10 protein-coding genes are annotated in these 12,352 nt (G+C 66.6%); 6 read left to right on the top strand and 4 right to left on the bottom strand.

The window, feature by feature from the left end:
• Positions 1–104 precede the first annotated feature (104 nt).
• A complete protein-coding gene (locus AAC997_RS03205) occupies positions 105–707 on the bottom strand; it encodes a TetR/AcrR family transcriptional regulator (protein WP_340644257.1) in 603 nt (200 codons plus the stop codon).
• Between the two features lie 87 nt (positions 708–794).
• On the opposite strand from AAC997_RS03205, the gene AAC997_RS03200 reads away from it, so the two are divergent.
• Genes AAC997_RS03200 through AAC997_RS03180 form a run of 5 tightly spaced genes read left to right on the top strand, consistent with a single transcriptional unit; the run spans position 795 to position 5,107 of the window.
• Positions 795–1,841 carry a DUF2855 family protein gene (locus AAC997_RS03200; protein WP_340644256.1) on the top strand — a complete coding sequence of 349 codons (1,047 nt, stop codon included), beginning with the start codon at positions 795–797 and terminating at the stop codon, positions 1,839–1,841.
• A 26-nt stretch (positions 1,842–1,867) separates the two neighbouring features.
• Entirely contained in the window at positions 1,868–3,256 is a 1,389-nt protein-coding gene (locus tag AAC997_RS03195) for a carotenoid oxygenase family protein (protein ID WP_340644255.1), read from the top strand.
• 53 nt (positions 3,257–3,309) lie between these two features.
• Positions 3,310–3,744, top strand: coding sequence for a DoxX family protein (locus tag AAC997_RS03190; protein WP_340644254.1), 435 nt, complete (start codon positions 3,310–3,312; stop codon positions 3,742–3,744).
• Positions 3,741–4,721: an NADPH:quinone reductase gene (locus AAC997_RS03185; RefSeq protein ID WP_340644253.1), complete on the top strand. Its 981-nt coding sequence runs from the start codon at positions 3,741–3,743 to the stop codon at positions 4,719–4,721. Before AAC997_RS03190 ends, AAC997_RS03185 begins: the two co-directional genes overlap by 4 nt.
• Positions 4,718–5,107 carry a nuclear transport factor 2 family protein gene (locus AAC997_RS03180; protein ID WP_340644252.1) on the top strand — a complete coding sequence of 130 codons (390 nt, stop codon included), beginning with the start codon at positions 4,718–4,720 and terminating at the stop codon, positions 5,105–5,107. Before AAC997_RS03185 ends, AAC997_RS03180 begins: the two co-directional genes overlap by 4 nt.
• Positions 5,108–5,325: 218 nt before the next feature.
• Here AAC997_RS03180 and AAC997_RS03175 read toward each other — a convergent pair whose 3' ends face one another.
• The 3 genes from AAC997_RS03175 to AAC997_RS03165 all read right to left on the bottom strand — a co-directional run bounded on the left by AAC997_RS03175 (position 5,326) and on the right by AAC997_RS03165 (position 11,153).
• Positions 5,326–6,597, bottom strand: coding sequence for a flavin-dependent oxidoreductase (locus AAC997_RS03175; protein ID WP_340644251.1), 1,272 nt, complete (start codon positions 6,595–6,597; stop codon positions 5,326–5,328).
• A gap of 104 nt (positions 6,598–6,701) precedes the next feature.
• Positions 6,702–9,464, bottom strand: a complete 2,763-nt coding sequence (gene secA, locus AAC997_RS03170) for a preprotein translocase subunit SecA (protein WP_340644250.1) — start codon at positions 9,462–9,464, stop codon at positions 6,702–6,704.
• 513 nt (positions 9,465–9,977) lie between these two features.
• On the bottom strand, positions 9,978–11,153 hold the full coding sequence (locus AAC997_RS03165) for an acetyl-CoA C-acyltransferase (protein WP_340644249.1): 1,176 nt from the start codon (positions 11,151–11,153) through the stop codon (positions 9,978–9,980).
• Positions 11,154–11,415: 262 nt separating this feature from the next.
• Between AAC997_RS03165 and AAC997_RS03160 the strand changes: the two genes are divergently transcribed.
• On the top strand, positions 11,416–12,352 hold a 937-nt coding region (locus AAC997_RS03160), incomplete at its 3' end, for a peptidylprolyl isomerase (RefSeq protein WP_340644248.1).

Below are 12,352 nucleotides of genomic sequence, written 5' to 3'. Positions count from 1 at the left end.
TATGGTGAATAGAAGGTAAGTGGACGGACCGCAATCCCTGGTGGGATGGCAAGGTATCGGACAATCTTGGCGCGTAATTTTTGGTAATTGGAAGTCGTAATTGACTATTCAGCGCCAGGGCGAAGACCTCGAGCCAGGGCGTGACCCATTTGTTGATTTAGTTTTCGCGCCGCGCCCGGCGGCAATTTGCCGCTGAGCTCAAGCGTCACCGCCCCATGGGCGGCCGCCCAGAACATGCGGCCGATCTCCTCGGGGTCGCCCGCCAGCACTCCGGCGGCCACCAGGGCCTTCACATAGGCGGTCTGGGTTGTGTGAGCCCGGTCGGCGGCGGCCATCAGGTCGGGGTAGTCGGTCTCATGCGGCTGGTTCAGGTCGAACATCAGCTTGTAGGTCTGCGGATGCTCGAAGGCGAAGTTCAGATAGGCCTCCCCCACCGCCGTGCTCTTGCCCTTGGGGCTGGCGCCAGAGGCGTAGGCGTCTTCCAGGGCCTGGGCGAAGCGATTGAAGCCGTTGGTCCGCACCGCCGCCAGGATATCTTCCTTGTCGGCGAAATAGCGGTAGGGGGTCATGGGGCTGACGCCGAGTTCGGAGGCCAGCTGGCGCATGGTCACCGCGTCGGGACCACGCTCGGCGAACAGCTTCTCGGCCGCCTCGCAGAGGCGTTCTCGGAAGTCGGCGACATCGGTTTCAGACAGGACGCGGGGCATACCGGAAACTCTAGCAAACAAACTGCTTGCAAGGCGTTACCTCTTACGCAATAAATTTACAACGTAAGAGATTGATTGAGGAAAGCGATGACCGCTTGGGACCTGTTGGTGGACCGCAAGGATCTGCGCAAGGCGCAGATTGTCCCTGCACAGGCGCCGGCCCTGGCCGATGGCGAGGTGCGGCTCGAGGTGGAGCGGTTCTCGCTCACCGCAAACAATATCACCTACGGAATCATCGGTGACGCCTTCGGCTATTGGAAGTTCTTCCCGGCGCCGGACGGCCTGGGCCGCATTCCGGTGTGGGGCTTCGCCACGGTGACCGAGTCCAAGGCGGCCGATGCGCCCGTCGGTCTGCGCCTGTTCGGCTACCTTCCGATGTCCACCAGCTTCGTCATGCAGCTTGCCAAGGGCCGCACCGGCTTCGTCGACCGTGCGCCGCACCGCGCTGACCTGCCGCCCACCTATAACGCCTATAATGAGGCGCCGGCCGATCGCCTGGACGATCACCGCGCCCTCCTGCGCCCCCTGTTGATGACCAGTTTCCTGCTGGATGACTTCCTGGGTGAGGACGCGCAGCTCACCTCCCTCGTGCTCTCCAGCGCGTCCAGCAAGACCGCTCTGGGCCTGGCCTGGTTCGCCAAGGCCCGAGGCCGGGAAGTTATCGGCTTGAGTTCTCCGGCCAACGCCAAGCTGATCGCGGGCTTCGGGCTCTACGACCAGATCCTGACCTACGACGAGGTCGCGTCCCTGAAGACCCGCGGCCCCGCCGCCTTCGTCGATTTCGCCGGGGATCGGGCCGCCACCGCCAGGGTCCATGCCGCGCTCGGCGCAGACCTGACCCGCAGCATCATCGTCGGAGCCACCCACTGGGAAGCCGGCGGCGGCCAGGTCGAGATCGCCGGTCCGACGCCCACCCTGTTCTTCGCCCCCGATCAAATCCGCAAACGCATGAGCGATTGGGGTCCGGGCGAAGTCGAGACCCGGTTTGACGCCGGCCTGCGCGCCTTCGTCGCCGACGCTTCCTGGCTGAACCTGGTCCAGCACCAGGGCCAGCAGGGCCTGACCGACGCCTATCACATGGTCCTGGAAGGTCGCGTGCGGCCCCAGGACGGACACATCATTACGCCGGCCTGAACCGGCGGCTTAAAGGGAGATACGCCATGGACGGCGAGGTTCGCATCAATCCCTATCTCGGCGGCAACTTCGCCCCCGTGCGTTCCGAGGATGACTTCGATCTGCCGGTCACCGGTGAGATCCCGGCGGGCCTTCGCGGCACCCTCTACCGCACCGGCCCCAATCCGCAGTTCGAGCCCAAGGACCCCAACTATCACTGGTTCACCGGCGACGGGATGCTGCACGGCTTCCGGGTCGCGGATGGCAAGGTCAGCTATCGCAACCGCTATGTCCGAACGCCCAAGTGGGAGCTGGAACACGAGCACGGCCGGTCGCTGTTCGGCGGCTTCAACCCGATGCTCACCGACCCCGTCGCCGCCGGCGAGGACAGCGGTGTGGCCAACACCAACATCCTCTGGCACGCCGGACGCCTGCTGGCACTGGAAGAAGGCCACATGCCCTTCGAGGTCGCCGCCGGGACCATGGCTCCCAAGGGGTATGCTGCGCAGTACCTTGGCCGGGTCACCGCGCACCCGAAGATCGATCCCAAGACGGGTGAGATGGTCTGGTTCGGCTACGGCGTCGGCGAAATGCCGCTGTCGGCCGGGATGAGCTATGGCGTCACCGATGCGAATGGCGTGGTCACCCGCCGCTCGGATTTCCAGGCGCCCTATTCGGCGATGATCCACGACTTCCTGGTCACCGAAAACTACGTGCTGTTCCCGGTCCTGCCGCTGACCGGCAGCCTCGATCGGGCCATGAAGGGCCTGCCGGCCTATGCCTGGGAGCCGGAGAAGGCGGGCTATGTGGGCGTCATGCGCCGCGACGCCGACGTCTCCACCATCCGCTGGTTCAATGTCCCGGCCTGCTACGTCTTCCACCCGATGAACGCCCATGAGGTGGACGGCAAGATCGTCGCCGAGGTGGCCCGCTACGACGCCGCCCCGCTGTTCCCCATGGCTGACGGCTCGCCCGGTCTGCGCACCGCCGCGCGCCTGACCCGCTGGACCTTCGACCTGGCGGGCGCCAGCGACGCCATCAAGGAAGAGGCCATCGACGACCTCGACTGCGAGTTCCCGCGCTTCGACGAGCGGCTGGCGGGCAGCGCCTATCGCCACGGCTTCTATGCCGGCGACACCACGAATGCGAAGTCGGTGAAGCTGAACGCCATCGCCCACCTCGATCTGCAAACCGGCAAGCGCCAGGTCCACGCCTTCACCGGCGGCGACATGACCTCCGAGCCGGTCTTCACCCCCCGCTCGCCCGACGCCGCCGAAGGCGACGGCTGGCTGACGGCGGTGGTCTACCGCGCCGCCGAGGACCGCAGCGACTTCGTGGTCTTCGAGGCCCTCGACGTCGCCAAGGGCCCCATCGGCATGGCCCACATGCCGCGCCGAGTGCCCTTCGGCTTCCACGGAAACTGGGTCGCCGACTGACTTAGGACGGCCGAGGGCTTGCCCCTCGGCCGGCTCGCCGCGATGGTCGCGCCATGACCTTCGCGATCCCAGACCCGTCCCGACCGCGCCCCCGCCTGCGCGCGACCCTGCGCTGGCTGCTGGCGGTGATCTATATCGCCTTTGGGGTTGTCCACCTGCGCAGCGCGCCGGGCTTCCTGGCCATCATGCCGCCCTGGGTTCCGTACCCGCTGGAGGTGGTGCTGTTCACCGGGGTCTGCGAGATTCTGGGCGGGGCAGGCCTGCTGATCCCGCGCCTGCGCTGGATCTCCGGCGTCATGTTGGCGCTCTATGCCGTCTGCGTCTATCCAGCCAACCTGCATCACGCCTTCGGCCAAGTTGACGTGGGCGGGCTGCCATCGAGCTGGTGGTATCACGGGCCACGCCTGGCCTTTCAGCCGGTGTTCGTCTGGTGGGCCTTGTTCGCCGGTGGGGTGATCGACTGGCCATTCCCGAGGAAGCCCGCATGAAAGCCATCTGGTACGACGCCACGGGCCCCGCTCGCGAGGTGCTGGAATACGGCGACCGGCCCACCCCGGAGCCCGGGCACGGCCAGGCCCTGATCCGGGTGAAAGCCTCGGGCGTGAACCCCTCCGACGCCGGCATGCGCGCCGGGCCCGCCGCCATGGCCTATCCCCGCATCACGCCCAACAGCGACGGCGCGGGGATTGTGGAAGCGGTCGGCCCCGGCGTGTCGGCGGCCTGGGCCGGCAAGCGAGTCTGGTTCTACAACGGCCAGCGCAACGGCCGGGCCTTTGGGTCCGCCGCCGAGTACATCGAGCTCGACACCGACCTGCTGATGGAACTGCCCGACAGCGTGTCCTTCGCGGAGGGCGCGACCCTGGGCATCCCCTGCATGACCGCCCACCGCAGCCTGTTCGTGGCCGGGCCCGTCCAGGGCCGCACCGTCCTGGTGACCGGCGGCGCGGGCGCCGTGGGCCACTACGCCGTCCAGCTGGCCAAGTGGGCCGGCGCCACGGTGATCGCGACGGTCAGTTCCGAAGAGAAGGCGCAGCGCGCCCGGGACGGCGGCGCCGACCACGTCATCGACTACCGCCAGGAGAAGGTGGCCAAGCGGGTCCGGGAGCTGACGAACGGGGAGGGCGTCCACCACGTGGTCGATGTCGACTTCGGCGGCAATATCGCCGCGACCCTGCAGGTGGTCCGGGTGAACGGCTCGGTGGCCTTCTACGCCACCAAGGGCGCCCGTGAGCCGGTGGTGGCGGCAGGGGCCCTGATGGGGCTGAACCTCGGCGTCCACGGCGTCTATCTGCCGATCACCCCGCCCGAGGCGCGCAAGCGGGCCCAAGCCGACATCACCCGCTGGATCGGGACCGGCGCGCGCATCCTCTCGGTCGCCGGTCGCTTCCCGCTGGAGGACTGCGCCGGGGCTCACGAACTGGTGGAGGCCGGGGCCAAGGTGGGCACAGTGGTGGTGGAGCCGTGACGCCGGCCGAGACTGCCATCCGCGCCCGGCGCAAGTTGACCAACAAGCTGATCGCCTCCCACGAGCCCGCCCGCCTGCGACCCTTCCTGGCGTCCGACATTAACCTGATCGCCGGGGACGGCAGTCTGATGGTGGGGGTGGAGTCCGTGCTGGCGGCCTTCGACAGCCAGTTCCGCGATCCGGCCTTTGTCACCTATCTGCGGACCACCGAGAGCGTCCGCCCCGATCAGGACGAGGTCCGGGCCGCGGAGACCGGGACCTGGGTCGCCACCTGGCGCGGGTCGCCGACCCTGACGGGGACCTATCTGGCGGTCTGGAGGAAGGTCACCGGCCAGTGGGTGATCGAGTCCGAGCTCTTCGTCACGCTCACCGAGACCCCGGCCTGACCCCATGCGGTTCTGTAGAGCGGGTCTGCGAAACTGACCCCTCCCGCAATGGTCAAGCTCACCCCATATACGGGCTGTCGCCGCTCCCCCGGCGACGCATTCCCCCCTTGGAGAGACCCGTGAAAATCCTGTGGCCGCTGCTCACGCTGGGCGTGACGATCAGCATGGCGATGTCGACCTGGTCAGGCCACGCCTTCAGCTAAATCCATGCGGTGGGGCTAGGCCTTGACCTTGCCGACCACCAGCGAGGCGCGGCTGTTGAGCGCCTCGCGGTCGAAGCCGGCGATCTTCTTGTACGCCCCGGCCGTCGCCTCCAGCTCCTCGCGGCTGATCACGTCATGGACGTGGGCGAAGCCCTCGGGCGCCCGTTCCTCCGCCATCTGCATTACCTGCTCTGGGCCGTTGCCGCGGTTGGACAGCACGATGCGGCTGGTGGCGGGCCTGCGCGCCGCCTCATAGGCCGCCAGGGCGGCTTCGACGGTGGGCTGGGTGGCGAGCTCATAGGCCAGGGTTCGGGCGTCCAGCACGGCCTGTGAGGCCCCGTTGGAGCCTATCGGATACATGGGATGGGCGGCGTCCCCCATCAGGGTCGTGCGGCCGAAGGTCCAGCGGTCGACGGGATCACGGTCCACCAGGGGATACTCATAGACTTGGCCCGCGCCGCGGATGATCTCCGGCACGTCCAGCCAGCCGAAGTCCCAGCTCTCGAAACGCGGCAGGAAGTCGGCCAGGTCGCCCTTGCGGTTCCAATCCTCGCGCCGCCACTCGACCGTATCGGGGAAGCGCAGCTCGGCGATCCAGTTGATGGTGGAGGTCCCGCGTCCCGCCGCCTTCGGGTCGATGGGATAGCAGACGAACTTCACGTCCTGGTGGCCGGCCATGATCATGGTGGCGCCGCCCAGGAAGGGAGCGCTCTCGGTCACCCCGCGCCACAGCACCCGGCGGTTCCAGATCGGCGCGCCCTCGTCGGGATAGAACTGAGCGCGCAGGGCCGAGTGGATGCCGTCGGCAGCCACCACCACGTCGCCGCGGGCGCTGGCCTGGGCCGCCCCGGTGGCCTTGGAGCGGAAGCTGACCGTGGCGCCATCGGGCCCGGTCTCGACGCCGGTGGCCTCGTGGTCCAGATGCACCGCACCCTTGCCCAGGCGCTCGCGCACGACGTTGAACAGCAGCAGCTGCAGCACGCCACGATGGATCGAATACTGTGGCCAGTTGTAGCCCGCGTGAAGGCCGCGCGGCTCGCGCCAGATCTCCTGACCGAAGCGGTTGGCGTACATCAGCGCCTGCGTGGCGATGGCGTTGTCGGCCAGCTGGTCTGCGAGGCCCAGATCGGTCAGCTCGCGCACCGCGTGGGGCAGGATGTTGATGCCGACCCCCAGGGGCAGGACTTCCGGCGCAGCTTCATAGACCACCGCCTCGATGCCGGCGGCGTGCAGGCTGAGCGCCAGGGTAAGGCCGCCGATCCCGGCGCCGACAATGACGACACGCATACTATTGGCTTCTCCCCGCATTCGCCGTTGTTGCTAGGCGGGGAGAGCGGTGCGCGCAAGCCTGCAGGCGGCGGCGCCGATTGGCTCAGACGGCGATCGGGCGCCTAGACCAGCGTCCCGTGGCAGTGCTTGAACTTCTTGCCCGAGCCGCAGGGGCAGGTCGAGTTGCGGCCCGTCTGCTGCCATCCTTCCGGCAAGGCGGCGACGGGAAGGGCCTGGCGCTGCTCCACCGAGAGGCCCTCGGGCAGGGCGCCCATCTGGGCCGCGTTCTCTCCGGTCAGTGGATCGACGTGGACCTCGGTGTAGTTGGTCAGCGGGACGGGCTCTTCCGGTTCGGCGTAGCTGAACTCCACCGTCATCAGCCAGCGGGTCACGTTCTGGCGCAGGTCCACCAGCAGCTTCTCGAACAGCGAGAAGGCCTCGGTCTTGTACTCGTTCAGCGGGTCGCGCTGGGCGTAGCCGCGCAGGCCGATGACGTTGCGCAGGTGGTCCAGGTGCATCAGATGTTCGCGCCACTGCAGATCGATCATCTGCAGCAGGAAGCTCTTCTCGATGGTGCGCATCTGCTCAGGCGAAACGGCGGCTTCACGTTCGACGGCACGCGCGTCGGCCGCCTTCTGGATGCGCTCCTGGATCTCCTCGTTGGCGATGCCTTCCTCGGCCGCCCAGCCCGCGATCGGCAGATCCATGCCCAGCATGCCCACGACATGCTCGTGCAGGCCGTCGACGTCCCACTGCTCGGCATAGGCCTTGGGAGGCAGGTGGCGGGTGACCAGGTCCTCGAGGGTGTCCTGGCGCATCTCGTTGATGACGTCCGACAGGTCGGCGGCGTCCATGAACTCAGCGCGCTGCTCGAACACAGCCTTGCGCTGGTCGTTCACGACGTCGTCGTACTTCAGCAGGTTCTTGCGGATCTCGTAGTTGCGCTGCTCGACGCGCTTCTGGGCCGTGGCGATGGCGCCGTTCAGCCACTTGTGGGTGATGGCCTCGCCTTCCTGGACGCCGAAGGTGCGCATGATCCCGTCCAGGCGCTCGCCGGCGAAGATGCGCAGCAGGTCGTCCTCGCAGGACAGGAAGAACTTGGAGTGACCGGGGTCGCCCTGACGGCCGGTGCGGCCGCGCAACTGGTTGTCGATCCGGCGGCTCTCGTGACGCTCGGTGCCCAGAACAAACAGGCCGCCGGCGGCCAGGGCCTGGACCTTCAGGTCGGCGATCTCGGTCTCGATCTCGGCCTTGCGCTTGATGGCCATCTCGGGCGTGACCTCGATGCCCAGGCCCAGCTGCTCGTCACGCCATTTCAGCACCCGCATATCGACGTTGCCGCCGAGCTGGATGTCGGTGCCGCGGCCGGCCATGTTGGTGGCGATGGTCACCGCGCCGGGGATGCCGGCGTCGGCCACGATCAGGGCTTCCTGCTCGTGATAGCGGGCGTTCAGGACATTGTGCGGCACACCCTTGACGGTCTTGCCCTTGGCGTCAGTGAACTTGTGGTCCTTCAGCAGCTCCGACAGGGTCTCCGACTTCTCGATGGAGACGGTGCCCACCAGGATCGGCTGGCCGCGCAGGTGGCATTCCTCGATCTGTTTGAGGATGGCCAGGTTCTTCTCGGCCTCTGTGCGGTAGACCTCGTCGTCGTCGTCGATCCGCGCCACCGGCCGGTTCGTCGGAATCTCCATGACGTCCATCTTGTAGATGTCGCCAAATTCCTGGGCCTCGGTGGTGGCCGTGCCGGTCATGCCCGACAGCTTGGAATAGAGACGGAAATAGTTCTGGATCGTGACCGAGGCCAGGGTCTGGTTCTCGGGCTGGACGTGGGCGCCTTCCTTGGCCTCGATGGCCTGGTGCAGGCCCTCGGACAGGCGGCGGCCCTGCATCATGCGGCCGGTGAACTCGTCGATCAGGATCACCTCGCCCGAGCGGACGATGTAGTCCTTCTCGCGGGTGTAGAGCACGTTGGCCCGAAGGGCCTGGTTCACGTGGTGAACGATGGAGACGTTGGCGGCGTCATAGAGGCCGGCGGTATCCTCAGCCAGGTGACCGCCGGACATCAGGATGTCCTCGATCTTCTCCGCGCCCTCCTCGGTGAGGATGACCTGCTTCTGCTTTTCGTCGTGATCGAAGGTGGTGGGATCCTTGATCAGCTCCTTCATCAGCAGGTCGATGGTCTTGTAGAGCTCGCTGCGGTCCTCGGTGGGGCCCGAGATGATCAGGGGCGTGCGCGCCTCGTCGATCAGGATGGAGTCCACTTCGTCGACGATCACGAAGTGGTGGCCCCGCTGGACCATCTCGCTCGCGTCATAGACCAGGTTGTCGCGCAGGTAGTCGAAGCCGAACTCGTTGTTGGTGCCGTAGGTGATGTCGGCGCTGTAGGCCGCCTGGCGCTGGCCCTGTGACAGGCCGTGCACGATGTTGCCGCTGGTCAGGCCCAGGAAGGTATAGACCTGACCCATCCAGTCGCCGTGAAGTTGGGCGAGGTAGTCGTTGACGGTGATGACGTGGACGCCCTTGCCCATCAGCGCGTTCAGATAGACCGGCGCGGTGGCGACCAGGGTCTTGCCTTCGCCGGTGCGCATCTCGGCGATACCGCCCTGATGCAGGACCATGCCGCCCACCAGCTGCACGTCGAAGTGGCGCTGCCCGAGCACCCGACGAGCGGCCTCGCGGACCACTGCGAAGGCTTCCTCGAGCAACTGGTCCAGGGTTTCACCCTTGGCCAGGCGCGCCTTGAACTCGGCGGTCTTGGCGCGCAGCGCCTCATCCGACAGGGCCTGGATCTGGGGTTCGAGCGCGTTGATCTTCGCGACGCGGGCCGTCATGGCCTTGACCTTGCGGTCGTTGGAAGAGCCGAAGAACCGTTGGAAGAGCATGCGAGGGGGACGTCCGGATGATGCGGGGCGGCGGCGGGGCCGCTTAGGGACCCTTCGCCTGCCCGGAAATTCCGCTCTTTTCAGGGCGCGCGAGACTTAAGCAGCGCCCCACCAAGTGTCAACGCGGCTAGGGTCAGCAAGCCATACGCCCAAACCCAGGATTCGCCGAGCGGTGAGTGCCGTTTCCCTGTCGACAGCGCCCTTTCTCCGGTGCGCCGCCACCTCCGCCCACCAGGTGGACGGGGGCGAAGTCGGGGACGATTTTGAATGGATGCACCGATATGGTCCGCCCTTCGATCAGCCGAACCATCTCGGCCTGCCGGGGATCGAGCGTTGAGCCCGAGAGCAGTTCAGCCAAGTTGTTGACGCCGTTCAGAAGCTTTAGCGGGGAGATCCTAAGGGTAGGCTGCTTCTGATCTATCCAGAATGAGTATTGTAGAATGAAATAGCCCTCTGGGTCGGAATCCAGAGGGCCATAACTGACAACAATAAAGGCGTTCTTGAGGTTAGTTCTTAGTAAACCTCAAACAGGCCGGCCGCACCCATGCCGCCGCCGATGCACATGGACACGACAGCCCACTTGGCGTTGCGGCGCTTGCCTTCCTGCAGGACGTGGCCGGCCAGACGGGCGCCGGTCATGCCGTAGGGGTGGCCGATGGCGATGGAGCCCCCATTGACGTTGTACTTCTCGGGATCAATGCCGAGCTTGTCGCGGGAATAGAGGCACTGGGAGGCGAAGGCCTCGTTCAGTTCCCACAGGTCGATGTCGTCGATCTTCAGGCCGTGGCGTTCCAGCAGGCGCGGGATCGCGAAGACCGGGCCGATGCCCATTTCGTCAGGCTCGCAGCCGGCGACGGCCCAACCCTTGAAGGCGCCCATCGGCGACAGGCCGGCCTTTTCGGCGGCCTTGGAGTCCATGATCACCACGGCGGCGGCGCCGTCCGACAACTGGCTGGCGTTGCCGGCGGTGATGAACTTGTTGTCGCCTTCACGGACTGGCTTCAGCTTGGCCAGGCCTTCCAGGGTGGTGTCGGGACGGTTGCACTCGTCCTTGTCGACCACGAAGTCGACGATCGACTCTTCCTTGGTCTCCTTGTTGACGACCTTCATCTTGGTCTTCAGGGCGACGATCTCGTCCTTGAACTTGTTGGCCTGCTGCGCGGCGGCCATGCGACGCTGCGATTCCAGGCTGTACTCGTCCTGGGCTTCGCGGCTGACCTTGTAGCGCTCGGCCACGATGTCGGCGGTGTCGATCATCGGCATGAAGACGCCGGGATATTGTTGGAACAGGGCCGGGTCGTTGTTCTCACGCGAACCGCCGCCGCCGGGGAAGGAGAGGCTCTCCACGCCGCCAGCCACGACCGCGTCCGCGCCGTCGTTGCGAACATAGTTGGCCGCGGTGGCGATGGTGTTCAGCCCCGAGGAGCAGAAGCGGTTGACGGTCACGCCAGAGGTGGTGATGGGCATGCCGGCCAGCAGGGCCACCTGGCGGCCGAGGTTGCCGGCGCCGTGCGCCACGTTGCCGATGACGCAGTCTTCGATGGCCGAGGCGTCGAGACCGGACTTGGCGACGGCGTGCTTCACCGCGTGGGCGCCCATGGTCATGGTCGGGGTCATGTTGAAGCCCCCGCGACCCGACTTGGCCAGGCCCGTGCGGGCATAGGAAACGATTACGGCTTCGCGCGTCATGAAAATATATCCTCCCGGAAAATGGACCACGTCGGCCTGAATGATGGGGCCGCGCAGGTTAGATCGGCGGCAACCTTTGCATCCCGTGGCGTAAATGGCTAGAGCGGCGACAGCCGGAAGTGGCCGCCGGTTCCGGCGACGGTCGCGCTCTGCCCCTAAGAATTAGAGCCTTTTCGAACGGTTCAAATGTTTCCATTTGAACCTAAAAGGCTCTAGGGACGGACGCCGGACGAACGGCATTTTCGACTTCGAGGTACGGCCGATGGCGTTGGGAAGTTTCACCCGCATTTCGCACCCGGTCCGCACGATGATTGTCGTGCTGGCCGCGACCCTGATGTTGGCCTCCTGCGGGAAGGGCCCGGGCACGGAACATCCGCCCGAGCCGGGCGACACCGCCGTGGCCAAGGTCGACGGCCGCACTGTCTGGTCCTCCGACGTCAAGCGCGAGGCCGTGGCTCAAGGGCTTATCGGCGAGGGTGAGCCCTTGGACGTCTCCTCCGATCTTTTCCGCCGGGTGATGGACGAGGTGGTGGACCAGAAGCTGCTGGCCAGCGAGGCGCTGAAGCGCAAGCTCGACAAGGACCCTGCGGCCCAGCGCCGCCTGGCCGCCGCCCGCGAGCGCATCCTGGGCGACATGCTGGTGGAGAGCACCGTCTCCGACGCCGTCAACGAGAACGCGATCCGCGGCCTCTACCAGGAGCAGCTCAAGCTCGCCAAACAGTCCGAAGAGCTCAAGGCCCGGCAGATCGTGCTGGGCAGCCTGGCCGAGGCCGACGCGGTCAAGAAGCTGCTGGCCACCGGCGCGTCCTTCGAGGCCCTGGCCATGGAGCGCTCCACCGACGCCGCCACCCGCTTCAACGGCGGCGATCTCGGCTACTTCACCACCGACGTCATGCCCGAAGCCTATGAGGCCAACCTGAAGACCGCCAAGACCGGTCAGATCGCCGGCCCTTTCGAGGTCGATGGCGGTTGGGCCCTGGTGAAGGTTGAGGACCGTCGCCTTGAGCAGCCCATCACCCTTGAAGCCGCGCGGCCCCAGATCGTGCGCTTCCTGACCTATGACCAGGTCCGCGACCTGCTGGAGAAGCTGCGCGCCCGCTCCAAGATCCAGACCCTGATCCGCGCGCCGCAGGATGTGCCCGGCCAGCCCAAGGAGCCGGCGACCGCACCGCCGTCGGCGCCGGGCGCCGCTGACGTAC

This window comes from Phenylobacterium sp. (assembly GCF_037968635.1).
Classification (GTDB): domain Bacteria; phylum Pseudomonadota; class Alphaproteobacteria; order Caulobacterales; family Caulobacteraceae; genus Phenylobacterium.
Note: the sequence above shows the minus strand (reverse complement) of the source record. Positions and strands in the feature narration are given on the sequence as shown.